This is a genomic window from Achromobacter deleyi (assembly GCF_016127315.1).
GTDB lineage: Bacteria > Pseudomonadota > Gammaproteobacteria > Burkholderiales > Burkholderiaceae_B > Achromobacter > Achromobacter insuavis_A.
Genome location: NZ_CP065997.1, coordinates 1,809,704 through 1,834,242, shown reverse-complemented (window position 1 = coordinate 1,834,242; position 24,539 = coordinate 1,809,704). Strand labels below are relative to the sequence as shown.

The 24,539-nt window shown below is 66.8% G+C and carries 22 protein-coding genes; 10 read left to right on the top strand and 12 right to left on the bottom strand.

The features are described from left to right. Window positions 1-112 precede the first annotated feature (112 nt). The 6 genes from I6I07_RS08210 to I6I07_RS08185 form a co-directional block, all read right to left on the bottom strand. Entirely contained in the window at window positions 113-1,009 is an 897-nt protein-coding gene (locus I6I07_RS08210) for a DUF6999 family protein (protein ID WP_116520426.1), read from the bottom strand. After that, window positions 1,006-2,937, bottom strand: coding sequence for an iron-containing redox enzyme family protein (locus I6I07_RS08205; RefSeq protein ID WP_198486267.1), 1,932 nt, complete (start codon window positions 2,935-2,937; stop codon window positions 1,006-1,008). The genes I6I07_RS08210 and I6I07_RS08205 overlap by 4 nt, the downstream gene beginning before the upstream one ends. Window positions 2,938-2,972: 35 nt before the next feature. Continuing rightward, window positions 2,973-3,881: a fatty acid desaturase gene (locus tag I6I07_RS08200; RefSeq protein ID WP_198486266.1), complete on the bottom strand. Its 909-nt coding sequence runs from the start codon at window positions 3,879-3,881 to the stop codon at window positions 2,973-2,975. Continuing rightward, window positions 3,865-4,641 (bottom strand): sterol desaturase family protein, encoded by a 777-nt coding sequence (locus I6I07_RS08195; protein ID WP_198486265.1) that lies wholly within the window; start codon window positions 4,639-4,641, stop codon window positions 3,865-3,867. Before I6I07_RS08195 ends, I6I07_RS08200 begins: the two co-directional genes overlap by 17 nt. 124 nt (window positions 4,642-4,765) lie before the next feature. Next, complete coding sequence (gene dapA, locus I6I07_RS08190) at window positions 4,766-5,659, bottom strand: 4-hydroxy-tetrahydrodipicolinate synthase (protein ID WP_116520424.1); 894 nt, start codon at window positions 5,657-5,659, stop codon at window positions 4,766-4,768. Between the two features lie 308 nt (window positions 5,660-5,967). Beyond that, on the bottom strand, window positions 5,968-6,453 hold the full coding sequence (locus tag I6I07_RS08185; RefSeq protein WP_198486264.1) for a GAF domain-containing protein: 486 nt from the start codon (window positions 6,451-6,453) through the stop codon (window positions 5,968-5,970). Between the two features lie 168 nt (window positions 6,454-6,621). Here I6I07_RS08185 and I6I07_RS08180 point away from each other — a divergent pair, with 168 nt between their 5' ends. From I6I07_RS08180 to I6I07_RS08160, 5 genes are all read left to right on the top strand, one after another. Then, window positions 6,622-7,824 (top strand): PLP-dependent aminotransferase family protein, encoded by a 1,203-nt coding sequence (locus I6I07_RS08180; RefSeq protein WP_061072942.1) that lies wholly within the window; start codon window positions 6,622-6,624, stop codon window positions 7,822-7,824. A gap of 99 nt (window positions 7,825-7,923) precedes the next feature. Further along, window positions 7,924-8,850: a 4-hydroxybenzoate octaprenyltransferase gene (gene ubiA / locus I6I07_RS08175; protein ID WP_198486263.1), complete on the top strand. Its 927-nt coding sequence runs from the start codon at window positions 7,924-7,926 to the stop codon at window positions 8,848-8,850. A gap of 69 nt (window positions 8,851-8,919) precedes the next feature. Then, window positions 8,920-9,330: a DUF1090 domain-containing protein gene (locus I6I07_RS08170; RefSeq protein WP_198486262.1), complete on the top strand. Its 411-nt coding sequence runs from the start codon at window positions 8,920-8,922 to the stop codon at window positions 9,328-9,330. A gap of 332 nt (window positions 9,331-9,662) precedes the next feature. Continuing rightward, window positions 9,663-10,058: a DUF4148 domain-containing protein gene (locus tag I6I07_RS08165; RefSeq protein ID WP_198486261.1), complete on the top strand. Its 396-nt coding sequence runs from the start codon at window positions 9,663-9,665 to the stop codon at window positions 10,056-10,058. 205 nt (window positions 10,059-10,263) lie between these two features. Continuing rightward, window positions 10,264-11,382, top strand: coding sequence for a saccharopine dehydrogenase family protein (locus I6I07_RS08160; RefSeq protein ID WP_198486260.1), 1,119 nt, complete (start codon window positions 10,264-10,266; stop codon window positions 11,380-11,382). An 88-nt stretch (window positions 11,383-11,470) separates the two neighbouring features. Here the strand turns inward: I6I07_RS08160 and glcC are convergent, their stop codons facing one another. Continuing rightward, window positions 11,471-12,229, bottom strand: coding sequence for a transcriptional regulator GlcC (glcC, locus tag I6I07_RS08155; RefSeq protein WP_006392001.1), 759 nt, complete (start codon window positions 12,227-12,229; stop codon window positions 11,471-11,473). A 237-nt stretch (window positions 12,230-12,466) separates the two neighbouring features. Here glcC and I6I07_RS08150 point away from each other — a divergent pair, with 237 nt between their 5' ends. The 3 genes from I6I07_RS08150 to I6I07_RS08140 all read left to right on the top strand — a co-directional run bounded on the left by I6I07_RS08150 (window position 12,467) and on the right by I6I07_RS08140 (window position 16,541). After that, window positions 12,467-14,641, top strand: a complete 2,175-nt coding sequence (locus tag I6I07_RS08150) for a malate synthase G (protein WP_198486259.1) — start codon at window positions 12,467-12,469, stop codon at window positions 14,639-14,641. A gap of 122 nt (window positions 14,642-14,763) precedes the next feature. After that, window positions 14,764-15,381, top strand: coding sequence for a TetR/AcrR family transcriptional regulator (locus tag I6I07_RS08145; protein WP_198486258.1), 618 nt, complete (start codon window positions 14,764-14,766; stop codon window positions 15,379-15,381). Window positions 15,382-15,686: 305 nt separating this feature from the next. Further along, complete coding sequence (locus tag I6I07_RS08140; protein ID WP_198486257.1) at window positions 15,687-16,541, top strand: isochorismatase family protein; 855 nt, start codon at window positions 15,687-15,689, stop codon at window positions 16,539-16,541. An 88-nt stretch (window positions 16,542-16,629) separates the two neighbouring features. Here I6I07_RS08140 and I6I07_RS08135 read toward each other — a convergent pair whose 3' ends face one another. The 5 genes from I6I07_RS08135 to I6I07_RS08115 form a co-directional block, all read right to left on the bottom strand. Further along, complete coding sequence (locus I6I07_RS08135) at window positions 16,630-17,220, bottom strand: TetR/AcrR family transcriptional regulator (RefSeq protein ID WP_006392006.1); 591 nt, start codon at window positions 17,218-17,220, stop codon at window positions 16,630-16,632. A 130-nt stretch (window positions 17,221-17,350) separates the two neighbouring features. Further along, entirely contained in the window at window positions 17,351-17,656 is a 306-nt protein-coding gene (locus I6I07_RS08130) for a DUF4148 domain-containing protein (protein ID WP_198486256.1), read from the bottom strand. A gap of 80 nt (window positions 17,657-17,736) precedes the next feature. Then, entirely contained in the window at window positions 17,737-18,042 is a 306-nt protein-coding gene (locus I6I07_RS08125; RefSeq protein ID WP_006392008.1) for a DUF4148 domain-containing protein, read from the bottom strand. Window positions 18,043-18,770: 728 nt separating this feature from the next. Further along, window positions 18,771-19,292, bottom strand: coding sequence for a single-stranded DNA-binding protein (ssb, locus tag I6I07_RS08120; RefSeq protein WP_035359744.1), 522 nt, complete (start codon window positions 19,290-19,292; stop codon window positions 18,771-18,773). Window positions 19,293-19,581: 289 nt separating this feature from the next. After that, window positions 19,582-20,766, bottom strand: coding sequence for an MFS transporter (locus tag I6I07_RS08115; RefSeq protein WP_198486255.1), 1,185 nt, complete (start codon window positions 20,764-20,766; stop codon window positions 19,582-19,584). A 134-nt stretch (window positions 20,767-20,900) separates the two neighbouring features. Between I6I07_RS08115 and uvrA the strand changes: the two genes are divergently transcribed. Both uvrA and I6I07_RS08105 read left to right on the top strand, forming a co-directional pair. Continuing rightward, a complete protein-coding gene (gene uvrA / locus I6I07_RS08110) occupies window positions 20,901-23,756 on the top strand; it encodes an excinuclease ABC subunit UvrA (protein WP_420094569.1) in 2,856 nt (951 codons plus the stop codon). 42 nt (window positions 23,757-23,798) lie between these two features. Next, entirely contained in the window at window positions 23,799-24,461 is a 663-nt protein-coding gene (locus I6I07_RS08105) for a glutathione S-transferase family protein (protein ID WP_198486254.1), read from the top strand. The last annotated feature ends 78 nt before the right edge of the window (window positions 24,462-24,539 follow it).

Genomic DNA, 24,539 nt, shown 5'->3' with positions numbered 1-24,539 from the left:
AATGGGAATCCGGGCCACGCGCACGCGGTCCCGAATCGGCGGACAAGGGTCGCACTATAGCGTAGCGACCTCGCCCCGCCCTACAGGGACAACACCAGGATCCGGCCGTTTTTCAGGCGATCGGCGCGGGCGGCTCGCCGCCCTGCTGCGCGTCGCGCATCTCCATCAGCAGGCTGTGCAGCATCTCGGTCGACAGGCCGTGCAGCACCAGGCGGTAGCCGGCGCGCAGCGTCGACATCGGCACCAGCGGATGGCTGTTGTTGACCAGGATCAGGTGCTGCGGCGCGCCCAGCAGCTTGGCCGCGTAGATGCCGATGGTCTCGTCCAGCTGCAGCGAATTGGCCGCGCGCCAGAAGTCGTTGTCGGTCAGCATCAGCTGATACAGCGGCGTGAACAGTTCGATGGCGCTCTGCAGGTCGAGGAAATTCAGCTTGCCCTGCGGCATGTCCTCGAGCTTGAGGCCCGGATCGCGGATCATCGAGAAATCCACGCGCTCGGGCGCGTGCATCTCCACGCCGGCATCGCGCAGCGCCTGGTTCAGCCGGATCACGAAGTTGAACAGGTTCAGGTCGTGCTTGACGAACAGTTCGTCCTTGAGATCGTCGATCTCCATCGGCTCGAGCGGCGTGGTGGCCACGCGCACCGGCGAATTGGCCGCGATGAACGCCAGGATCTGCGCGCCCAGGTGGAAATGCCGCAGGATCAGCCAGTTGGCCTCGGGCGACACGAAGCGCTTCAGGCCCCACGCCAGGATGCGGTGCAGCAGCCGCGAATGCGACCAGCGGCGCGGCAGGAAGGTCTTGATGACCTGGATCAGGATGATGAAGGCGCGCGCCAGCGGCCGCAGGAACGGCAGCAGGTACTGGCGCGAGCCGCAGCTCGAATCGGTCAGCCAGGCCTTCTTGACCTTGTCCGGCAGCGGCGTGCTGCGGTCCAGGTACAGCGCCAGCCACGGGCTCGGATCGGCGGGATCGTGGCCCTTGGCAAGGAATTCGGGTTCCTTGTTCATGCGGCGTCATCCTCCATCACGTGATGAAACTGCATCAGGTACAGCGCGGCGGTGCGGCGCGCGGTGTCGACGATGCGCTGCTCGGCGCGGCCGTCCTCGTCGCAGTCCAGCGCCAGTTCCACCGCGGTCAGCCAGCGCGCCAGGTGGTTCTCGTCGTTGTGGCCATGGTATTCCAGGAAGCGGAAGGCGTCCGGCGGCAGCTTCAGGCTGGCCTTCAGCAACGGCAGCAGCGCCGGCACGATGCGCTGGCCGGTGCCCTCGATGATGTAGATGGCGCCCAGCAGGCCGATCGGGTCGCGCGTGGCGGCCAGGCTGTGCAGATAGGCGTTGAGCGCCTCGCCGCCGGGGTTGCGGCGCAGCGCGTCGATGTTGTCGATGGCGCCGCCGGCCGTGCGGTAGTCCTGGAACAGGATCTGGAAGTCGTTCTGCTCCTCGCCGGCGTGCATGTCGATCAGCGCGGCCAGCGGCTGGTACTGCTCGGTCAGCGAGGCCGCGCCTTCGCGCATCCACTTGCTGCCCTCGCGCACCTGCGGAATCCAGTTCTCCATCCAGTTCAGGTAATCGGCGGTCTCGAAGCGGCGGTTGCGCAGGCGCCGCACCACCGGCGTGCGCCAGACGCGCGAGCGGTAGTCGTGCCAGATCGCCGCCAGTTCGGTCAGCAGCTGGCCCAGGCCCTGCGGCGCCATGTCCGGATCGTGCGGCGGCGCGATGGCGTCGGCATCGGCGCTGTGCGCGTCCTCGCGCCCGGCCACGGCTGGCGTGGCGCCGACGGCGACCGACGGCGCGGCGTCGTGCGCCGCCTCGGCTTCCAGCAGCATGTAGGCCGCCATGAAGCGGCCCGACTCGGGGATGTAGCAGAAGATCTGCTCGCCCGGCTTGATCTCGCGCGTTTCCAGGAACTCGGCCAGCATGATGAGGATCGACGCCGCGCCGGTGTTGCCGCGCCAGGCCAGATTGCTGAACCAGCGCTCGCGCGGGATCACCAGGCCAGCCTTCTCCATCAGGTCCTCGACCACCGGAATGAATTTCTCGGACGAGTAGTGGCACAGGAAATGATCCACCTGGTCCGGATCCAGCCAACCGTCGCGCACCAGCTTGGCGTACTCGTGGATGCCGATGTCGAACAGGTGCGGCAGCAGGCGGATGTCCTGGCGCAGCGACAGCGCGCCATCGGCCTCGGCCTCGTTCCACGACGGATAGTCCAGGTGGCCCTTCTGGCGGTCGGCCGACAGGCCCAGCTGCATGCAGACCGGATAGTCGCCCGAGAACGACCGCTGGTGCACCCACTTCAGGCGCAGGCGCACGCCCTGGGACGCGCCCGGCAGCGGCCGGCCGCCGCGTCCCAGCAACAGCGCGCCGGCGCCATCGGACAGCATCCAGCGCAGGAAATGCGCGTCGAAGTCGGCGTCGTAGCCGCGCGCGGCAAAGCGCGAGCGCTTGAACAGGCGCGACGGCAGTTCCGCCGCCACCGCCAGCGCACTGGCGTGGCCGCCCATCTCGACGCCCTGCGCCGCCACCTGGATCGCCGACACGCCCGCGGCACAGATGCCGTGCACCGACAGCGTCTCCATCGGATGCGCGGCCAGCTCGCCCTGGATCATATTGGCGAAGCCCGGCATCAGCGCGTCGCCGCCCGACGAGCCGCTGGTCAGCAGCGACACGTCCGCGAGGTCGCCATCGTTGCGCCGCAGGCAATCGCGGATGGCGTTGGCGGCCAGCTGCGCATTGGTGAAGACGGTGGAACCCTCGGCATCGATCGCGTAGTAGCGCTGCTTGATGCCGTTCTCGGCCAGGATGCGGCTCTTGATGCGGCTGGACATGCGGTTCAGCGGCGCGATGTAGCTGTCCATGGCCTCGTTGGACACGGGTTCGCCCGGCATGAAATAGCCGGCGCTTTCCAGGTAGACACGATTGAACGCGATAGGCATGGCGGGTCTCTAGTGGCAGGTATGGGGTTGCGGCGCTAGCGCACGTGCTCGGGCGCCATACAGGAACGGCTGCGAAAGCGCGGCAGGAAGGTGCCCAGCACGAACACGCGGAACATGTACGGCGTCAGGCCGCCTTCGTTCAGCGCGGGCGTCACGCGGGCCCGGTAGTGGTCGCGATGCAACCGGGTCAGTTCGGACCAGTGCGCGCGCGGGCTCTCGTGGTGCGCGGTATGCAGGCCGATGTTGAACAGCAGCGGATTGACCAGTCCTTCGAAATTGCGGGCATAGTTCAGGCCCGCCACGGCGCGCGGCCCGCCATCGGCGTGCGCGTGCTGCAGGTAGTTGGTGGCCAGCAGCCAGTGCAGGCCATGCAGTTGCGGAATGATGACGAACACCAGCGCCTTGACCGGATTGATCGCCAGCAGGCCGCCCCACAGCCCCAGCCAGGCGCCGTACTGGCACATGCAGTAGCGCCACGCGCCCGGCCAATGCCGGCGCAGCCGCCCGAGCCAGGCGAAGAACAGCGGATACAGCACCCACACGGCCTGCGCCGGGTGGATCAGGTAGCCCCACAGGTGATTGGTGTCGCCGCCGAAGCGATAGGTGCGCGCCACGTCGCGCGCGCCGTGCTTGAAGCGGTGATGGTTGGCCACGTGCGCCGGATAGAACACGAAGGTGGGATGCCCCTGCAACAACGTGATCCAGAAGTCGGTGGCACGGTTGCTCCAGCGGCCATGCCACATGCGGATGTGCGTGTGGTTGTGGTGGATCACGCCGATGCCCAGCGTCAGGAACAGCATCAGCGCGTACAGCGGCCACCAGAAGCCGTGCAGCCACTGCCACGCCGCCAGGGCGGGCAGCGCGGCCAGGTAGGCCAGGCTCTGCCAATCGCGCCGGTTGCGCAGCGCGGGCAGCCGGCGCCGCTTGCTAAGCCCGTCCGCCAAGCGATTCTCGCTGCCGGAAAGCCTCCAGCTGGGACGTCGCCGCCTCGGCCTTGAGGCGGGTGCGGAACAGTCGGTCCATGAAGGTGAACTGGAAGCCGAAATTGCCGTGGTAGCAGGCATGGTGCAGGTGATGCCGGCGGCTGGCGGCGAACCAGTGCGAATACGACACGTTGGGGAAGAAATCGTAGTTGGCGTGGCCGATGCAGTTGAAGAACAGGCTGAACAGCGGCACCGACGCCAGCGACCAGAAGCTGAAATCATGCACCACCATCGGCAGCATGATGACGTTGCCCAGCATCAGCGCCTCGATCGGATGGAAGCTGTAGGTCGAGAACGGCGTGGTCACCACCGAGCGGTGGTGCGGCAGGTGGAAACGGCGCAGCAGCTTGGTGTGCAGCAGCCGGTGGTTGATCCAGAAATGCACGTCGTTCCAGGCCACCAGGGCCAGGATCTCCAGCGTGATTTTCTGCCAGCTGGCATCCGGATCCAGGTGCGCCCAGCCCAGCTGCAGCAGGCCCCAGGGAAAGATCATGCCGGTGCCGAACAGCAGGATCGACACGCCCGACTGCGTGAACTCGCGGCGCAACTGGCCCGGCGCCAGCGGCCGCGGATCGAGCGGCCGGCCGATGCCCAGCGCCGGCAGGATGTGCTGGGTCAGCAGCCAGGTGGCCGCGCCGAAAAGCAGGTAGATGCCGCCGAAGAACAGCAGGCCCGCCAGCATGACCTGCCAGGCGGACAACGCGACAAAAGCTTGGGCCATGAACGTTTTGTTTCACCCCGGAGAATGGCCGCATCATAAGCAATCCGTCAGCCTCGCGGGGAGACATTTATTACCAAATGAATCCGGCCGCCACAAAGCTGCTGACCCCGCCCGCAACTTCCCGCTATTGGCAGGGAAACTGCCGGTTCAGGCCCGCTACCGCCGCGTCCATGCGCCGCGCCAGGGCCGCGCTGGCCGCCGGCATGGGCTCGCGCAGCTCGTCGCTGAGCAGGCCCTGGCGCCCCAGTTGCGCCTTCACCGGGCCCGGATTGGGTTCGGCGAAGGCCAGCTGGATCACCGGCGCCAGCGCCTGGAACAGCTTGCGCGCCAGGTCCAGCTGCTGCGCCCGCACCGCCTGGTACATGGCCACGAACAGGTCCGGGCGGATATGCGCGGCTGCCGCGATCAGGCCGCTGCCGCCCAGGCACAGCAGCGACAGCGATTGCAGGTCCTCGCCCGCCAGCACGTTCATGTTGCCGTCGGCGATCAGCGCCAGGGTCTTGTCGAGCGAACCGCCGCAGTCCTTGATCGCGGCGATGTTCGGATGCGCGGCCAGCGATAACAGGGTCGAGGTTTCCAGCGTCGTTCCTGTGCGGTACGGAATGTCGTACAGCACCAGGGGAAAGCGCGAGGCATCGGCCAGGCTGCGGAAATAGGCGGCGGCGCCGTCCTGGCCGGGCCGCACGTAATACGGCGCCGGCGCCAGGATGCCGGCCAGCGGGCGGGTGCCGAACGCGGCCAGGCGCTGCAGCACGTGGCCCTGGTGGTTGCCCGCCAGGCCCATCACCACCGGCATGGCGCCGGCCTCGTTCAGCACGGCATCCAGCACCGCCAGCTGCTCGGCGTCATCGAGCGCCGCGGCTTCGCCGGTGCTGCCGCACACGACCAGCCCGTCGACGCCCGCCGCCGCGAAATGGCGCACCAGGCGGCGCAGGGCCCCACCATCGACGGCGCCGCCGGAAAACGGCGTCACCAGGGGGATCCAGACGCCTTGGAACGGGGATTGTTGAGTTTGCATGAACACTCCTTCGGTGTAAGCGGACCGTGGTTGGACCGTACAGAAGTGCTCGGGATACTAGGGGGTGCGCGCGAAGGCGCCGTGGCGCCGCCGTGAGGCCGCTGTTCCGTCGCCCATCTGACGGAACAGCATGCTCCGGTCAGATGAGCGGCTGTTTTTTGGATTTCAGGCCGGCGCGAACCGTCGCCACGCCAAGGGCGCGGAACAGGAAAGCGGACGAGATGGCCTGAGGAATCATGAATGGAATAAAGGGTTGAAACCGGCCGCGGGCGGCCGATGCGCAAATCTACCGGGCCGCCGCCACGCTGTCAACGCAGGCTGGCCAGGAAGATCGTGCACAGCGCTTCCATGCCCTGGCGATCGTCTTCGTCGAAGCGGTCCGGCACCGGGCTGTCCACGTCCCACACGCCGATCAACTCGCCCTGGCGCACCAGCGGCACCACGATCTCGGAACGCGAGGCCGCGTCGCAGGCGATGTGGCCGGGGAACGCATGCACGTCCGGCACCAGTTGCGTCTGGCGCTGGCTGGCGGCCGCGCCGCACACGCCGCGATTGAGCGGAATGCGCACGCAGGCCGGCTTGCCCTGGAACGGCCCCAGCACCAGCTCCGTGCCGTCGAACAAGTAGAACCCCACCCAGTTCAGGTCGGGCAGCGCCTGGTAGGCCAGCGCGCTCAGGTTGGCGGCATTGGCGATGCGGTCGTGCTCGCCGTCGAGCAGGGCGCGGGCCTGCTTGGCCAGTTCGGCGTACAGCGCGGCCTTGGAGTCGGCGGCGATCGGGGCGGCTTCAAACATATGTATAAATGTAACTGTACAGGCGATTATCGGTGCAAGTGATTTTAGGGGTTGCCCGCGATAAAGGGGCCGCCTTGCTACGCTGTGGGACAATAGTTTACGCAGTAACGTCTTTACCGCCCCGTTGTCATCACCCCGTCACCCCCCTTCTTGATTAAGAAGCAAGCCATGGACAAGCCTCTCGAACCGACGTTCGCATTTTCCGAACGCGCCCTGCAACTCACCAGCTCCGCCATCCGCGAGATCCTCAAGGTCACCGAGCGCCCCGAAGTCATTTCGTTCGCAGGCGGCCTGCCGGCGCCCGGCGGCTTCCCGGTAGAAGTGGTGCGTGCGGCATTCGACAAGGTACTGTCCACCAACGGCCGCGCCGCCCTGCAATACGGTCCCACCGAAGGCTACGCGCCGCTGCGCCAATGGGTCGCCGAAGACCTGAACCGCGCTGGCGCCAATGTCGCCGCCGACCAGGTCCTGATCGTGTCCGGCTCGCAGCAGGCGCTGGATCTGCTGGGCAAAGTGCTGATCGACAAGGACAGCAAGGTGCTGGTCGAAGACCCCAGCTACTTGGGCGCGCTGCAATCGTTCAGCCTGTACCAGCCCAAGTACGTGCCGGTGCCCACCGATGACGGCGGCCTGATCCCCGAGGCCATCACCCCCGAACTGGCCGCCGGCGCCCGCTTCCTGTACGCGCTGCCCAACTTCCAGAACCCCACCGGCCGCACCCTCAGCCTGGAACGCCGCATCGCGCTGGTCAAGCGCGCCGCCGAGCTGGGCCTGACCATCATCGAGGACGATCCCTACGGTGAACTGCGCTACGCCGGCGAACCGCAACCGGGCCTGATCGCCCTGGCCGCCGAATACGGCGCCAACGTCGTGCGCCTGGGCACGTTCTCCAAGGTGCTGGCCCCCGGCCTGCGCCTGGGCTACATCGCCGCCGCCCGTCCGCTGATCAACAAGCTGGTGCAGGCCAAGCAGGCCACCGATCTGCACACGCCCACGCTGACGCAGATGGCCGTGTACGAAATCGTCAAGGACGGCTTCCTCGAAGAGCACCTGCCCAACGTGCGCGAAATCTACCGCGCCCAGGGCAGCTGCATGCTGGAAGCCATCGCGCGCGAATTCCCCGCCACCATCAGCTGGACCAAGCCCGAAGGCGGCATGTTCATCTGGGTGACGCTGCCCGAGCACATCGACAGCACCAAGCTGCTGGAAAAGGCCATCGCCCAGAACGTCGCGTTCGTGCCGGGCGCGCCGTTCTACAGCGGCGCCGGCCGCGCCAACACGCTGCGCCTGAGCTTCGCCACCGTGCCGGAAGACAAGATCCGCACCGGCATCGCCATCCTGGGCAAGCTGCTCAAGGAATACACGGCCTGAAAACCGGGTCCTGACCACGCTTGACGGTCCACGGCCGGGCGCGATGCCCGGCCGTTGTTTTATGCTGTCGGCTTTCCTCCCTTTTCTTTCGCCGTGACAGTGAGCGCTCCGCAATCCTCTCCCGTCGACCTCAGCGACATTGTTTTCACCGACTGGGTCGAACGTTGGCTGCCCAAATCGTGGCGCCCCTACGCCCGGCTGTGCCGGCTCGACCGCCCCATCGGCACCTGGCTGACGCTGCTCCCCTGTATCGCCGCGCTGATCCAGGCCGCCGGCGGCCTGCCCGACCTGCAACGCCTGGTGGTGTTCTCGCTTGGCGCGCTGCTGATGCGCGGCATCGGCTGCACCGTCAACGACATGTGCGACCGCGACTTCGACAAGCACGTCGAACGCACCCGCTTCCGTCCGCTGACCAGCGGGCAGCTCAGCATGCGTAATGCGGTCTGGTTTTTATTTGGCCAATTGGTGGTCTGCGGCTCGCTTCTTTTCTTCCTGAACGGCATGAGCCGCTGGCTCGCGCTGGCCGTGCTGCCGTTCGTTTTCATCTATCCGCTGTGCAAGCGCGTCACCTACTGGCCGCAGGTCGTCCTGGGCATCTGCTTCAACTGGGGCATGCTGATGGCCTGGTCGGATACGCAGAACCACGTGCCCCTGGCCGCCATCGCGATGTGGTTCGGCGCGGTGCTGTGGCAGGTGGGTTACGACAGCATCTACGCCTACGTCGATGTGCGCGATGACCGCAGCCTGGGCCTGCATTCCACGGCCATGCGCTTCGGCGACCAGGGCAAGTTGTGGATCGGCGGCTTCTACCTGGCCACCGTGATTCTGTGGACCTGGGGCGGCTATGCCATCGGCATGTCGTGGGCCTATTACGTCGGCATGGCGGCGATCGCCGTGCACCTGGCGTGGCAGTTGAAGGTGTTCGACATCCAGCGTCCCGACCGCAATTTCATGCTGTTCCGCGCCAACCTCTGGCTGGGCGCGATCCTGGTCGCGGCGGCGCTCGCGGGCACCCTGATCGGCTGATCCGGCGCATTGCGGACGCGCCATGCTTGGGAGATGATGGCCGTTCCGACATGCCTTACGGAGACACCGATGTCCGCTCTGACGAAAACCCTGCTGGCCTTTGCTTCGGCCAGCGCCCTGCTCGGCGCCCTGCCGGCCCACGCCCAGGCCACCACCGATTGCTCGGCCCAGCGCGGCTGCGCTGCCAAGTTCTGCCATCTCGAAAACGAAATCACGTATGCGCGCGCCCACGGCAACACGCACCGGGTGGCTGGCTTGCAGAAGGCGCTGGCAGAGGCCAAGGCCTACTGCACCGACAGCCGCCTGCAATCGCAACGCGAAGCCGACGTGCGCGACAAGCAGAACAAGGTGTCCGAGCGCGAAGACGAGCTCAAGGCCGCCCGCGCCAAGGGCAAGCAGGAAAAGATCGACAAGGCGCAGCGCAAGCTGGACGAAGCCCGCGCCGAATACGACGCCGCGCTGGCCGACCTGAACCGCTGATCCCTCCTCCCTTGCCGTATCCGCCCCCGGAGCCACGCGCTCCGCCGGGCGGGTTCCACGGCCCCCTCCCCGCACTGCCCGCCTTCATCGCCCGCCACTCGCGTCGCCAACCACTACCTATTGCGTCATCAAATGGAAATATCGCCACCTATGGTGCCATTTGGTAAGTTCCCATCCGATTAGTATTCATTTTGGAAAGATGTTTTCAGGTAATAAGGGTTTATCCCAGGGTTATTTGAGCCGAGAATGCATCTCATCGGGACACAGCAAGCGACCCCCGGCAATCAGGCCAGAGGATCGGATCCCAAGCTCAAGACATATGGAGGTCTGCTATGAAAACCCTTGCTACCGCTTTGATGCTGTCCATGTCCGTTCTGGCCGCCGCGGGCGCCCAAGCCGCTGAAGCCGACCAAGGCCCGACGCGCGCCCAGGTTCAAGCCGAACTGCAACAAGCCAAGGTTTCCGGCCAATACACCTTCGGCGAAGAAGGCTACCCCGCCGCCATCGCCTCGAAGTCGAGCCTGACCGCGCAGCAAGTGCAGGAACAACTGGCCCAGGCCAAGAACGCCGGTGAAGTCACCTTCGGCAACATGGACTACCCGCCCGTCGCCCACGCCGCCAGCACCACCGCGCTGAGCCGCAGCCAGGTCCAGACCGAACTGGCCCAAGCCAAGGCGGAAGGCCTGGTCACCTTCGGCAACATGGACTACCCCCCCATGGGCAGCTGATTGCACGGCCTGGCTACCAGGCCCCGGCAATCGCCCCCAAAGCCCTCCGGCCTCACCCGGGGGGCTTTTCTTTTTGACGTTTCGATCGTCAATTAAGTCATAACGACGTTACCTACAGCCGTTACGACGCTTTGGTATCTACAAATCGACAGCGCTCGCGCATAGGATGAGGCCAACCCATCCCCCTCTATGCAGGAGCCGCACCATGTCCCCCTCCCCCAAGCCCATCCTCCTCCTGGGCGCCGGCAAAATCGGTTTCGCCATCGCCCTGATGCTCGAGCGCAGCGGCGACTACTCGGTCCTGGTGGCCGACCAGGATCCGGCGCGGCTGCGCGTGGTCGCGGAACTGGGTTGCGAGACGCGCCAGATCAGCGACGACGCGTCGCTGGCCCGCTGCATCGAGGGCCGCTATGCGGTGGTCAACGCCCTGCCGTTCCATCGCGCCATCGCGGTCGCGCAGTTGTGCGCCCAGGCCGGCGTGCACTATTTCGACCTGACCGAAGACGTCGCCAGCACCCATGCCATCCAGGCGTTGGCCAGCGACGCCCGCGCGGTGCTGATGCCGCAGTGCGGCCTGGCGCCGGGCTTCATCGGCATCGTCGGCAATGCGCTGGCGCGACGCTTCGACACCCTGCTGGACCTGCGCATGCGCGTGGGCGCATTGCCGCGCTACCCGTCCAACAGCCTGCGCTACAACCTGACCTGGAGCACGGAAGGGTTGATCAACGAATACTGCAATCCGTGCGAGGCCATCGTCGACGGCCAATTGACCAGCGTGCCGGCGCTCGAAGGCTACGAGACCTTCGCGCTGGATGGGGTCGAGTACGAGGCCTTCAACACCTCGGGCGGCCTGGGCACGTTGCCCGCGACCCTGCTGGGACGCGCCCGCAACGTGGACTACAAGTCGGTGCGCTACCCCGGGCACTGCAACCTGATGAAGCTGCTGCTGAACGATCTGCGCCTGCGCGATCGCCGCGACCTGCTCAAGGACATCTTCGAGACCGCGATTCCCACCACCGAGCAGGACGTCATCGTCATCCAGGCGCAGGCCTCGGGCCACCGCCACGGCCGGCTGGAAGAAGAGTCCTACCCCATCCGCGTGTTCGGCGCCGACGTCGACGGCCACCGGCTCAGCGCCATCCAGCTGTCGACCGCGGCCGGCATCTGCGCGGCGCTGGATCTGGTTGCCCAGGGGGTGCTGCCGCAGCGCGGTTTCGTCGGCCAGGAACAGATCTCGCTGGAAGCCTTGCTGGCCAACCGTTTTGGCCGCGTCTATGCGGGCAAGCCGCTGGCCCTGGCCGGCGCCATGACCGAAGACCGCTGAGCCGGGCGACGCGCCGCGGCGCGCGTGGCCTCATCACGGCACGGGCCGGTCGTCGGCCCGCCCGCTGCCCTGGTCCGCGCGGCGGCGCTCAGGTCCACCCTTCCAGGCGCAGCGTCGCCCGCACCAAACGCTGCTCTTCCTGTTCGATCTCGGCCAGGTTTTGCCGCACGCTGTCGACGTGGTCGGCCGCGGCGCGGCGCGCCTGCTCCGGCTGGCGGCCGATCACGGCATTGAATAGCCGCGCGTGCTGCTTGTCGATCTGGCGCTTCTCCGGCTCGCGGTGGTACAGGTTGTTCACACAGGCGAACACCGAACCGAGCATCAGGTCGTTGAGCGACTGCAGCGTGTGCACCAGCACCGGGTTGTGCGAGGCCTCGCAGATCGCCAGGTGAAAGGCATGGTCCAGGTGCGCGTGCGTGGCGGTATCCGCGCCCTGCGTGTTCACCATCTCGTCGTAACGGCGGCGGATCATGATGAAGTCGGCCTCGGTGCCGCGCAACGCCGCCAGCCGCGCCGAATCCGCCTCCAGCAGCGAGCGCACTTCCAGCAGGTCATACAGGGTGCGCGGCTGCGAATTGAACAGATGCATCAGCGGCCCGGCGTCCACCTTGGAAATGCGGGCCACGAACGAGCCCTTGCCCTGCGAGGTATGGATGATCTCGCGCGCGCGCAGCAGCTTGAGCCCTTCGCGCAGCGCGGTGCGCGACACGCCCAGTTTTTCCGTCAGCCGCCGTTCCGAGGGCAAGGCCTGGCCGGCCTTCAGGACGCCGTCCAGAATCAGGCGCTCGATGCGCTCCGCCACCTCGTCCGCCACCTGGCGGGGTTTCGCTTCAGTTTCCGCGTGCATTGCGTTCTCCGGACCAGTGGTATGACCATACCGCCGCCATCCTTGGTCCGTCGCTCCCTGCCTTTGTAAGTGACTGATATAGAACCATAAAAAAACGATGTTTGCCGGACCTCCGCCAAATAAACTGGTATGACCAGCGGTTTTTGATATGGACTTTGGGTCGGGTGCGAACGATGATGTCAGGACCGATTCGCCCGGCGCCCGCGCCGCCCAGACCTACTACCGTCAGAGATCCGCATGACTCAACGCACCCAGCACCACGGCCTGCAAGTGGCGGCCAATCTCAGCCAGTTCATCGAAAAGGAAGCGTTGCCCGGCTCCGGGCTGGACGCCGACGCGTTCTGGAAGGGATTCGCGGCCCTGGTGCATGACCTGGCGCCCAAGAACCGCGCCCTGCTGGCAGAACGCGACCGCCTGCAGGCCGAACTCGACGCCTGGCATCGCGCCCATCCGGGCCCCATCGCCGATCCGACGGCCTACCGCCAGTTCCTCGAAGGCATCGGCTACCTGCTGCCGCAACCCGCCTCGGTGCGCGCCACCACCGACCACGTCGATACCGAAATCTCGCAGCAGGCCGGCCCGCAACTGGTCGTGCCGATGTCCAACTCGCGCTATGCGCTGAACGCGGCCAATGCGCGCTGGGGCAGCCTGTACGACGCGCTCTACGGCACCGACGCCATTCCCGCCACGCCGGGCGACAGCGGCGCCGGCTACAACCCCGAACGCGGCCGCGCCGTGATCGCACGCGCCCGTCAGTTCCTCGACACCGCGGCGCCGCTGGCGCAGGGCTCGCACGCCGACGCGCGCGGCTATACGGTCGAGAACGGCCAGTTGAAGGTCGCGCTGGCGACCGGCGCCACCACGCTCAAGACGCCGGCCCAGTTCACCGGCTACCAGGGCGACGCCGACGCGCCCACGGCCATCCTGCTCAAGAACAACGGCCTGCATTTCGAGATCCAGGTCGACCGCGCCCACAGCATCGGCGCCACCGATGCCGCCGGCGTCAAGGACGTGCTGGTGGAAGCCGCGCTGACCACCATCATGGACTGCGAGGACTCGGTCGCCGCGGTCGACGCCGAAGACAAGGTCCACATCTACCGCAACTGGCTCGGCCTGATGAAGGGCGACCTGACCGAGGCTGTCACCAAGGGCGGCAAGACCTTCACCCGCAAGCTCAACGCGGACCGCCAGTACACGCGTCCGGACGGCTCGTCGCTGACGCTGCATGGCCGCTCGCTGATGTTCGTGCGCAACGTCGGCCACCTCATGACCAACCCGGCCGTGCTGGACCGCGACGGCCAGGAGATCCCCGAGGGCATCCTCGACGCCGTGGTCACCAGCCTGGCGGCGCTGCAGGATCGCGAGCGCAAGCTCAACTCGCGCACCGGCTCGGTCTACATCGTCAAGCCCAAGATGCACGGCCCGGTCGAGGCCGCCTTCGCCAGCGAGCTGTTCGATCGCGTCGAAGACCTGCTGGGCCTGCCGCGCAACACCCTGAAAATGGGCATCATGGATGAAGAGCGCCGCACCAGCATCAACCTGAAGGCCTGCATCCAGGCCGCGGCGTCGCGCGTGGCGTTCATCAACACGGGGTTCCTCGATCGCACCGGCGACGAGATGCATTCCAGCATGGAAGCCGGCCCCATGCTGCGCAAGGGCGACATGAAGGCCACCGCCTGGATCACCGCCTACGAGCGCAACAACGTGCTGGTCGGCCTGGACGCCGGCCTGCGCGGCCGCGCGCAGATCGGCAAGGGCATGTGGGCCATGCCCGACCTGATGGCCGCCATGCTCGAACAGAAGATCGCGCACCCCAAGGCCGGCGCCAATACCGCCTGGGTGCCGTCGCCCACCGCCGCCACGCTGCACGCGCTGCACTACCACCAGGTGGACGTGCAGGCGGTCCAGCAGGAACTCGAACGCACCAAGCTCGACAGCGTGCGCGACGAACTGCTGGCCGGCCTGCTGACGGTGCCGGTGGGCGACAAGTCCAAGTGGTCCGCCGCCGACATCCAGCAGGAACTGGACAACAACGTGCAGGGCATCCTGGGCTACGTGGTCCGCTGGATCGACCAGGGCGTGGGTTGCTCCAAGGTGCCGGACATCCATAACGTCGGCCTCATGGAAGACCGCGCCACGCTGCGCATCTCCAGCCAGCACATCGCCAACTGGCTGCGCCACGGCGTCACCCATCACGACCAGGTCATGGAGACCTTCAAGCGCATGGCCAAGGTGGTGGACGGCCAGAACGCCGGCGATCCCCACTACCTGCCGATGGCGGGCAACTTCGACGGCTCGCTGGCGTTCAAGGCCGCCTGCGCGCTGGTGTTCGAAGGCCTGACCCAGCCCAACGGCTACACCGAGCCGCTGCTGCACAAGTTCCGCCTGGCGTTCAAGGCTGCCCAGGCCTGATTCCCCGCCGGCAACGGCGACGCATGCCGTACCGGACAGCCCAGGCTGTCCGGTTTTTTTTGCCGATGTCCTTTCGCAGGAAAATCGCACATTTTTCGCACAGCCGTGCTAAATTCTGGCGCATGACTGCCAAGACCGAAAAGAGCGAGCTGACTTTCGCGGCCATCGTGGACGCGGCCCTGGACATGGCCGCCGCCCAGGGGCTCGAGAGCCTGTCGCTCGGCCAGGTGGCCAAGCGCCTGGATATCAGCAAGAGCGGCGTGTTTTCACGGGTGGGCTCGCGCGAAGCCTTGCAGCAGGCCGTGCTGGATGAGTACGAGCGCCGCTTCGTGGAGGCCGTCTTCACGCCCGCCATGGCGCAACCGCGCGGACTGCCGCGCTTGAACGCGCTCATGAGCCTGTGGATCGAGCGCGCCTGCAACGTCGAACTGCTGACCGGCTGCATCTATATCGCCGGCGCCTTCGAATTCGATGATGTCGAATCCCCCCTGCGCGAAATCCTGGAAAACAACCTGCGGCGGTGGCGCGGCGTCATGGTGCGCACGGTGCGGCAGGCGCTGGAAGAAGGCCACCTGCGCCCGGACACCGACCCCGAGCAACTGGTGTTCGAGGTCTACAGCCTGATGATCGGCCTGATGCACGACGCCCGTTTCCTGCGCGATCCCAAGGCTCGCGAACGGGTGCGCGCCGCCTACGAGCGCCTGATTTCCACGTATCGCAGTTTCAAGTACATCGAGTAATCCTTACCCTGGAAGCCGGCGCGAGCCGGCATTGTTTTTGGCTAATTTCGCACGACCGTGCGATTCAAGTGGCATGGAGTGGATCATGGTTTTCTATATCGGCGCGACCGCGGTGGTGGTGGCGGGATTGGCCCGCATGTGGCTCTCGTGGCGCGCGTTGCTGCGCCAGTTGCCCGATCTGCCCCGTCACCTGGTGCTGTTCTGAAACGGGCCGCCGTGCGTGGCCAGGCCGGATCCGGGCAAGACGCTCGCGCACAGCGCGTCTCCCGGTCTATATTTCGTATTCACTTCCTGCCTGTGCCCCCATGTCGCGCTCCGTTCATCTACTGATCATCGATCCGCAGAATGATTTCTGCGACCTTCCCGCGCAATACCTGCCCGTCGATCCGCTGACGGGCCAGGCCGTCGCGCCCGCGCTGCCGGTGCCGGGCGCGCATGCCGACATGCAGCGGCTGGCGCGCTTCGTCGATGCCACCGCGCACGCGCTGTCGGCCGTCACCGTCACGCTGGATTCGCACCATCGGCTCGACATCGCCCATCCGACCTTCTGGCGCGGCGGCGACGGCCGGCCGGTCGCGCCCTTCACGCCCATCACCGCCAGCCAGGTGCGCTCGGGCGCCTTCCAGCCCCGCCACGTCGACGACCTGCCGCGCACGCTGTCGTATCTGGACGAGCTGGAGGCGCGCGGCCGCTACACCCTGATGGTCTGGCCGGTGCATTGCGAGATCGGCACCTGGGGCCACAACGTCCATCCGGACGTGCGCGCCGCCTATGGCCGCTGGGAAGACGAACGCCAATACATCGTGCGCAAGGTGCCCAAGGGCGCCAACCCGTGGACTGAGCACTACAGCGCGCTGATGGCCGAGGTGCCGGATGCCGACGACCCGCGCAGCCAGCTCAACCGCAAGCTGCTCGACGCGCTGGACCGTTCCGACCTCATCATCGTCGCGGGCGTGGCCGGCAGCCATTGCGTCAAGGCCACGGTCGAGCACATCGCCGAACACCTGCCGGGCGGCAACCTGTCGCGCGTGGTGCTGCTGACCGACTGCATCAGCCCGGTCACGGGCTTCGCGGACGCGCAGTCGGTGTTCCTGGAGCGTATGCGCGACCTCGGCATGCAGGCGCGCAGCAGCGCGGACATGGCGCGCGCATTGGCTTGAGGCAGGCGACGCCGCTATCCACCGCGGCCCAATGACAACGGCCGCACGCTTGCGCGTTGCGGCCGTGGCGATGGAAAAGCGGAGTGGATCAGGCGGCGGGCTTGTCCTGGCACTCGACGTACAGGGCGCTGATCGCCTCGCACAGGGCCGGCGGCGCCTGGAACAGGCGTGACACCAGCATGCAGCCCTGCACCGTGGCGAACACCGCCCGGCCGGCCGCTTCGGCGGTGCCCGAGAATTTCAGGGTGCCCTCTTCGGCGCCTTGCGCCAATACACGGGTCAACCAGGCTTCGTGCGCACGGAAGAATCCCTGCAGCGCGCCGCGCACGCGGTCGGGCAGGCTCATCATTTCCGCGGCCAGCATGCCGCCCAGGCACAGTTCGCCGTGGCCGCAGGCCTTCGATTCCATCATCGTCAGATAGGCGTCGAGCTGGGCGTGGGCCGGCTGCGCGGTGTCGATGCTGCGCACCGACGCCAGGGCGCGGGCGCTGTAGGCTTCAACGGCCTCGTAGAGCAGGTCGTCCTTGCCGGGAAAGTAGTAGTGGATGCTGGACGTCTTCACGCCCACGTGCTCGGCCAGGTCGCGATAGCTGAAACCGTTGCAACCGCGGGTACGGATCAGCTTTTCGGCGTGGGCCAGCAGCTGGTCGCGGGTGGTGTTGGGGGTCGGAGTGTCCATGGCTGAATATTACCTACTAATAGGTTGGTTCGTCATCGGCGGTATCCCTAGGCGGGGATCCGATGCAACCGTGCGAACCCCGGCCGGGAATGATCCCGCCCCCCGGGGTTCGCAGTGGCCGTCATCGGACTCAGCCTTGCACGGGCGGGTAGTCCAGTTCACCGCTTTCGGTCAGGCCCTGGGCGCGGGCAGCGGCCAGTTCCTGCTTCACCTGGGCGCGGCTCTTGTCGCCGGCGCTGGCGAAGGCGGTGGCGGCGTAGCCTTCTTCGGTCGTGGCCAGTTCACCGTTGGCGCGGGCGGCGGCCAGTTCTTGCTGCACCTGGGCGCGGGTCACCGTGCTTTGGGTGTTCGCGGCGGGCGGATAGTCCAGCTCACCGGCGTGGGCGGCGCCCAGGAACGAGGCGGTCAGGATCAGGGCGGATACGAGGGTCTTCATGGTGGATCTCCGGAAAAGGATCGGGTACTGCGATTTGGATGAGAACTATCTATCTATAGATAGATTTCGAGTCGAAAAAATCAGCCTTGAACGGGCGGGTAGTCCAGTTCGCCGCTTTCGGTCAGGCCTTGGGCGCGGGCGGCGGCCAGTTCCTGCTTCACCTGGGCGCGGCTCTTGTCACCAGCGCTGGCGAACGCGGTGGCGGCGTAGCCTTCTTCGGTCGTGGCCAGTTCACCGTTGGCGCGGGCGGCAGCCAGTTCTTGCTGCACCTGGGCGCGGGTCACCGTGCTTTGGGTGTTCAGGGCGGGCGGGTAGTCCAGTTCGCCGGCTTGAGCGGCGCCGATGAAGGAAGCGGACAGGATCAGGGCGGATACGAGGGTCTTCATGATGATCTCCAGATAACGATGGCTAGGATGTTTCGTTTAAACTATCTACTTATAGGTAGACAACAAGGCAAATAAAAAGGAGGTGCTACTGTATTTCTGGTTTGGGGCGGCGCTGCGGTGTTGCTGGGTGCTGCGTCGATGGATGAATCTTACCTACTACTAGATAGATAGCGCAAGAGGCTTTTATGAAACCAAATATTTCATGAAGCCAGTCCCCTCAGCGATCGGCCGCGACGGCGGGCCGGTTTGCGAAAGGCCGACGCCGGGTGGCGGATAACGGCAATCCTGGCGTGAACCAGGCGCGCCCTTTTCGACCCTGTTGAAAAGCTGTGGAAAAACCGCGAATTACGGTGAACAAGCTGTGCAAAGGCTGTGCGCAGCCTGTGGATAGTTCGCGCCAGCAATATGCGTGGAGCCAGGCTGCATGCGGCTTTTGGGAGGGTGACGGGACGCGGGTCCGAAATCCGGCGGGTTGAGGCGTCATTTGGCGGCCCTGGAGGCACCAGAATCCCCTGGCGAGGCCCTGTGAACAACCGGTGGAAAAGGCCCGAAAACCAGTGGGCAAGCTGTTGAAATGCTGTGCACAGCCTGTGGATAGCTGACGGGATTTCCCCGGAAAAACAGCAGCTTCCAGCAGCCGCGGCGCCTTGGCGACGTCCAAACGGCACAAAGCCCGGCAAGCGCAAGGCTTGCCGGGCTTTGTTCGTGAACGGCCGCGGGAGACGCGATCAGAACGGAATATCGTCGTCCATGTCGGCCAGGTTGGCGCCGCCACCGGCGGGTGCAGCCTGGGGCGCGGGACGCTGCTGCGGCGCCGGGCGCTGGGCCGGGGCGCGCTGCTGCGGCTGGCGCGCCGGCGCGTCGTCGTAACCGCCGCCGCCACCGTAGCTGCCGCCACCGCCGCCGCCGTCTTCGCGGCCGCCCAGCATCTGCATCTGGTCGGCGACGATTTCGGTGCTGTAGCGGTCAGCGCCCGTGTCCTTGTCCTGCCACTTGCGGGTCTTCAGGCGGCCCTCGATGTAGACCGAGCGGCCCTTCTTCAGGTATTCGCCGGCGATTTCGGCCAGGCGGTTGTACATGACCACGCGGTGCCATTCGGTTTCTTCGCGGCGTTCGCCCGATGCCTTGTCCTTCCAGGTGGAGGTCGTGGCGATGGACATGTTGCAGATTGCGGCCCCCTCGGGGCTATAGCGGACTTCCGGGTCGCGACCCAGGTTGCCCACGAGAATGACTTTGTTAACCGATGCCATGCCGTTGTCCCTCTGTTGTTGACAGCCTGTGCCACACGTTGCCGCGAGCGCGCCGGCAACAACATAAAAAGCGATGTTGAAGACCGGCTTCATGAAACTCGCCGGTCACCGCAATGATGACCGGCGACGCCGGAGAAGCCCTAGTTTGTCTTCTATTATCGACGAAAAGCGCTTGCCGCGCCAAACCGGAATCGTGACAAAGCTGTCCTGCCCGGGAAACGATTTCACCGCTGTTGGGCACCGTTGGCGGCGCGATCCGCGACTTTCCGCCGCCCGATCCGCGGACGCCTCAGGCCAGCGGCTTGAGCGCCCAGGTCACGGCCAGCCAGACGGCCGCCAGCACGGCCGCGCCGATGAAGACCGTGCCGGCGCCGGAGTGCGATGCCACCCAGCCGCCCAGCGCGCCGCCCGTGAACAAGCCCGCGGCCTGGGCCGTGTTGTAGAACCCCAGCGCCAGGCCCTTGTAGGCCTGCGGCGCCACGCGCGACACCAGGGAAGGCTGCAGCGCCTCCAGCACGTTGAACGCCACGAAGAAGCCGGTCAGGGCCACCGCCAGGGTGTAGAAGCCATGGCTGGCCGCCGGCAACAGCGCGCACACCAGCACCAGCCCGGCCACGGCGGCGCGCAGGGCGCCGCGGTGGGCACGGCGCTTTTCGGCCACGAACACCACCGGCACCATCAGCACGAACGACACCAGGATCACCGGCAGGTAGACCTTCCAGAGCTCGCGCGCATCCAGGCCGCCGACCTTGGCCAGCAGCGCCGGCACCACCACGAACAGCGACACCTGGATCATGTGCAGCACGAACACGCCGAAATTGAGCCGCAGCAGGTCGGTGTGGGTCAGCACCTGGCGCGGACTGGCGGCCTGCATGGTGCGGGCCTGGGTGCGCGGCACCACCGGCACCACCCAGCGCGCCACCGCCAGACAGACCACGCCCAGGCAGGCGATGGTCCAGAACAGGCCCGACAACCCCCACCAGCCCACCAGCACCGGCGACAGCACCAGCGACGCGGCGAACGACAGGCCGATCGAGCCGCCCACCATGGCCATGGCGCGGGTGCGCACCTCGTCGCGGGTGGCGTCGGCCAGCCAGGCGGTCACGGCGGCCGAAATGGCCCCGGCGCCCTGGATGGCGCGGCCGATGGTGATCCAGAACACGTCATCGGCCTGCGCACAGACCACGCTGCCCGCCACGAACAGCAGCAGGCCGAACAGCACCACGGGCCGGCGGCCCCAGCGGTCGGAGGCCAGCCCGAAGGGAATCTGCATGAACGCCTGGGTCAGGCCGTACATGCCCAGCGCCAGGCCGACCCGGGCAGGGTCATCGCCCCCCGGCAGGCCGCGGGCGGCGACGGCGAACACCGGCAGCAACAGGAACAGTCCCAGCATCCGCGCGGCGAACAAACCGGCCAGCGCCACGCTGGCGCGGCGCTCGGAAGGGGTCAATTTCAGTTTCGTGTCTGCCGGCATGCGGAATTTTCAACGATGACGAGGGCCGTTCGCGCGCGAATGTCATGCGCTTGCGGTCTGATCTATGGCCTGAGGACTCGGCGCGCTATAGTACCAAGTTGGCCTTTGCAACCGCTTAAAAGAGCCCGATAGACGTGACCATACGCATTCGGGGTGCCCGCACCCACAATCTCAAGAACGTCTCGCTGGATCTGCCGCGCCACAAGCTGGTGGTGGTTACCGGCCTGTCCGGCTCGGGCAAGTCCTCGCTGGCATTCGATACGCTTTACGCGGAGGGGCAGCGGCGCTACGTCGAAAGCCTGTCCGCCTACGCCCGCCAGTTCCTGCAACTGATGGACAAGCCCGACGTCGACCTGATCGAGGGGCTGTCGCCGGCCATTTCGATCGAGCAGAAGGCGGCGGGCCACAACCCGCGTTCCACCGTCGGCACCATCACCGAGATCCACGATTACCTGCGCCTTCTGTACGCGCGGGTCGGCACGCCCTATTGCCCGGACCACGGCCTGCCGTTGCAGGCGCAGAGCGTCAGCCAGATGGTGGACGCAGTGCTGTCCTGGCCGGCCGACACCCGCCTGGCGGTGCTGGCCCCGATCGCACGCGGCAAGAAAGGCAGCTTCGAGGACGAATGCGCCAGCCTGCAGGCGCAGGGCTACGTACGCCTGCGCGTGGACGGCCAGATGGTGGAAATCGACGGCATGGCGCCGCTGAAGAAAACCGAGAAGCACGACATCGACGTGGTCATCGACCGCCTGCGCATCAAGCCCGAGAGCAAGCAGCGCCTGGCCGAGAGCTTCGAGACCGCGCTGCAGCTGGCCGACGGCCGCGCGCTGGCGCTGGACATGGACGGCAGCCGCGAGCAGGTCTTTTCCAGCCGCTACGCCTGCCCGGTGTGCAGCCACAGCCTGCCCGAGCTGGAACCGCGCCTGTTCAGCTTCAACAACCCGATGGGCGCCTGCCCCAGCTGTGACGGCATCGGCCAGGTGGGCTTCTTCGACCCCAAGCGCGTGGTCGCCTTCCCCGAGCTGAGCCTGGCGGCCGGCGCCATCCGCGGCTGGGACCGCCGCAACGCCTTCACCCATTCGCTGCTGACCAGCCTGGCGGCGCACTACGAATTCGACATCGAGGCGCCCTTCGAGGACCTGCCCGAGGCGCTGCGCGACAAGGTGCTGTACGGCTCGGGCGACGAGGAAATCTCGTTCCTTTACCTGAACGAAAAGGGCCGCAGCACCGTCAAGCGCCACACCTTCGAAGGCGTGATCCCGAACCTGGAGCGCCGCTGGCGCGAAACCGATTCGGCCACCGTGCGCGAAGAGCTGGGCAAGTACCGCAACATCAAGACCTGCCCGGACTGCGGCGGCTCGCGCCTGCGGCCGGAAGCGCGCCACGTGCTGATCGGCCAGGATCCGCGCGGCGGCGAACGCCACGGCCAGGCCATCTATGAAGTCGAGGCGATGCCGCTGTCGACCTGCCTGGCGTGGTTCCGCGACCTGGCGCTGACCGGCGCCAAGCAGGAGATCGCGCAACGCATCGTGCGCGAGATCGAGGCGCGCCTGAGCTTCCTGAACAACGTCGGCCTGAACTACCTGTCGCTGGACCGCAGCGCCGACACCATCTCCGGCGGCGAGGCCCAGCGCATCCGCCTGGCCAGCCAGATCGGCTCGGGCCTGACCGGCGTGATGTACGTGCTGGACGAACCCTCGATCGGCCTGCACCAGCGCGACAACGACCGCCTGATCGGCACGCTGCAGCATCTGCGCGACCTGGGCAACAGCGTCATCGTGGTCGAGCACGACGAAGACATGATCCGCATGGCCGACTGGGTCGTGGACATGGGTCCGGGCGCGGGCGAGCACGGCGGCGAAGTGGTGGCGCAGGGCGATCCCGAGACCGTGCAGCGCGACCCGAATTCGCTCACCGGCCAGTACTTGAGCGGCCGGCGCGCCATCGCCATCCCGCCGCGCCGCCCGGTCACGGAAGAGCTGCCCTGGCTGACGCTCACCGGCGCCACCGGCAACAACCTCAAGAACGTCGACCTGCGCCTGCCGGCCGGCCGCCTGATCTGCGTCACCGGCGTGTCCGGCTCGGGCAAGTCGACCCTGGTCAACGACACGCTGGCGGTGGCGGTGTCGCGCCAGCTGCATCACGCCCAGAGCGAACCCGCCCCCTACGCCGCGATGCAGGGCCTGGAGAACTTCGACAAGATCATCAGCGTCGACCAGAGCCCGATCGGCCGCACCCCGCGCAGCAACCCGGCCACCTACACCGGCCTGTTCACGCCGATCCGCGAACTGTTCGCCGGCGTGCCCGAGGCCCGCACCCGCGGCTACGATCCCGGCCGCTTCAGCTTCAACGTCAAGGGCGGCCGCTGCGAGGCCTGCCAGGGCGACGGCGTGGTCAAGGTCGAGATGCACTTCCTGCCCGACATGTACGTGCCCTGCGACGTCTGCCACGGCAAGCGCTACAACCGCGAGACGCTGGAGATCCGCTACCGCGGCCGCAACATCAGCGAAGTGCTGGACCTGACGGTCGAGCAGGCGCTGGAGTATTTCGAATCGGTGCCGGCGATCGCGCGCAAGCTGCACACGCTGATCGACGTCGGCCTGTCGTACATCCGGCTGGGCCAGAGCGCCACCACCCTGTCGGGCGGCGAAGCGCAGCGCGTGAAGCTGTCGCAGGAACTGTCGCGGCGCAGCACCGGCCGCACCCTGTACATCCTGGACGAACCCACCACCGGCCTGCATTTCCGCGACATCGAACTGCTGCTGCAGGTGCTCAACCAGCTGGTGGACAGCGGCAACACCGTGCTCATCATCGAACACAACCTGGACGTCATCAAGACCGCGGACTGGCTCATCGACATGGGCCCGGAAGGCGGCGACGGCGGCGGGCGCGTGGTGGCGCAAGGCACGCCGGAAGACGTGGCGGCCGCGCCGGAAAGCCACACCGGACACTATCTCGGCAAACTGCTGCGCCGCATGCCAGCCGGCTGAACGGCGCGGCGCAACCAGGGCCTGTCACTAAGGGGAATCGGCATGTACACCTTGATCATCGGCAACAAGAACTACTCGTCGTGGTCGCTGCGGCCATGGCTCGCGCTGCGCGCCACCGGCGTCGCTTTCACCGAACAGAAGCTGGGCCTGTTCACCGAGGCGTTCGCCCGCCACCTGGAAACGCTGACGCCGGCCGGACTGGTGCCGGTGCTGCTGGATGGCGACCTGGCGGTCTGGGACTCGCTGGCGATCTGCGAGTACGTGGCAGAACAGCATCCCGAGGCCCGCCTGTGGCCGCAGGATGCGCGCGCCCGGGCCCGCGCCCGCTCGCTGGCGGCGCAGATGCACAGCGGCTTCGGCGCGCTGCGCCAGGCGCTGCCGATGAACATCGAGGCGCACCTGCCGGGCATCGACATTTCCGAGGCCGCGCGCCAGGAGATTTCGCGCATGCATGCCATCTGGCAGGACACGCGCGCCGAGTTCGGCCAGGGCGGCCCGTTCCTGTTTGGCGCCTTTTCGATCGCCGATGCGTTCTTCGCGCCGATCGTGTCGCGCTTCGTCACCTACGGCATCGCCGCGGCCGGCCCGGTGCGCGACTACATGGACGCGGTGCTGGCGCTGCCGGCGATGCAGGAATGGATGCGCGACGCGCGCGCCGAAGCCACTTTCGTCGAGGCCGACGAACCGTACCGCAAGCATCGTTGATACCGGCGGGCCGCGCCGCCTGACCCCGGCACGGGTGGCGCCCAGGGCACATCAGCCCTGAACGCCGCCCGGCGCCGG

Excerpts from the sequence above, each read along its gene's own strand:
- I6I07_RS08210 (WP_116520426.1), bottom strand. The coding sequence starts at position 1,009 with ATGAACAAGGAACCCGAATTCCTTGCCAAGGGCCACGATCCCGCCGAT.
- I6I07_RS08205 (WP_198486267.1), bottom strand. The coding sequence starts at position 2,937 with ATGCCTATCGCGTTCAATCGTGTCTACCTGGAAAGCGCCGGCTATTTC.
- I6I07_RS08195 (WP_198486265.1), bottom strand. The coding sequence starts at position 4,641 with ATGGCCCAAGCTTTTGTCGCGTTGTCCGCCTGGCAGGTCATGCTGGCG.
- dapA (WP_116520424.1), bottom strand. The coding sequence starts at position 5,659 with ATGCAAACTCAACAATCCCCGTTCCAAGGCGTCTGGATCCCCCTGGTG.
- I6I07_RS08185 (WP_198486264.1), bottom strand. The coding sequence starts at position 6,453 with ATGTTTGAAGCCGCCCCGATCGCCGCCGACTCCAAGGCCGCGCTGTAC.
- I6I07_RS08180 (WP_061072942.1), top strand. The coding sequence starts at position 6,622 with ATGGACAAGCCTCTCGAACCGACGTTCGCATTTTCCGAACGCGCCCTG.
- I6I07_RS08170 (WP_198486262.1), top strand. The coding sequence starts at position 8,920 with ATGTCCGCTCTGACGAAAACCCTGCTGGCCTTTGCTTCGGCCAGCGCC.
- I6I07_RS08165 (WP_198486261.1), top strand. The coding sequence starts at position 9,663 with ATGAAAACCCTTGCTACCGCTTTGATGCTGTCCATGTCCGTTCTGGCC.
- I6I07_RS08160 (WP_198486260.1), top strand. The coding sequence starts at position 10,264 with ATGTCCCCCTCCCCCAAGCCCATCCTCCTCCTGGGCGCCGGCAAAATC.
- glcC (WP_006392001.1), bottom strand. The coding sequence starts at position 12,229 with ATGCACGCGGAAACTGAAGCGAAACCCCGCCAGGTGGCGGACGAGGTG.
- I6I07_RS08150 (WP_198486259.1), top strand. The coding sequence starts at position 12,467 with ATGACTCAACGCACCCAGCACCACGGCCTGCAAGTGGCGGCCAATCTC.
- I6I07_RS08145 (WP_198486258.1), top strand. The coding sequence starts at position 14,764 with ATGACTGCCAAGACCGAAAAGAGCGAGCTGACTTTCGCGGCCATCGTG.
- I6I07_RS08140 (WP_198486257.1), top strand. The coding sequence starts at position 15,687 with ATGTCGCGCTCCGTTCATCTACTGATCATCGATCCGCAGAATGATTTC.
- I6I07_RS08135 (WP_006392006.1), bottom strand. The coding sequence starts at position 17,220 with ATGGACACTCCGACCCCCAACACCACCCGCGACCAGCTGCTGGCCCAC.
- I6I07_RS08130 (WP_198486256.1), bottom strand. The coding sequence starts at position 17,656 with ATGAAGACCCTCGTATCCGCCCTGATCCTGACCGCCTCGTTCCTGGGC.
- I6I07_RS08125 (WP_006392008.1), bottom strand. The coding sequence starts at position 18,042 with ATGAAGACCCTCGTATCCGCCCTGATCCTGTCCGCTTCCTTCATCGGC.
- ssb (WP_035359744.1), bottom strand. The coding sequence starts at position 19,292 with ATGGCATCGGTTAACAAAGTCATTCTCGTGGGCAACCTGGGTCGCGAC.
- I6I07_RS08115 (WP_198486255.1), bottom strand. The coding sequence starts at position 20,766 with ATGCCGGCAGACACGAAACTGAAATTGACCCCTTCCGAGCGCCGCGCC.
- I6I07_RS08105 (WP_198486254.1), top strand. The coding sequence starts at position 23,799 with ATGTACACCTTGATCATCGGCAACAAGAACTACTCGTCGTGGTCGCTG.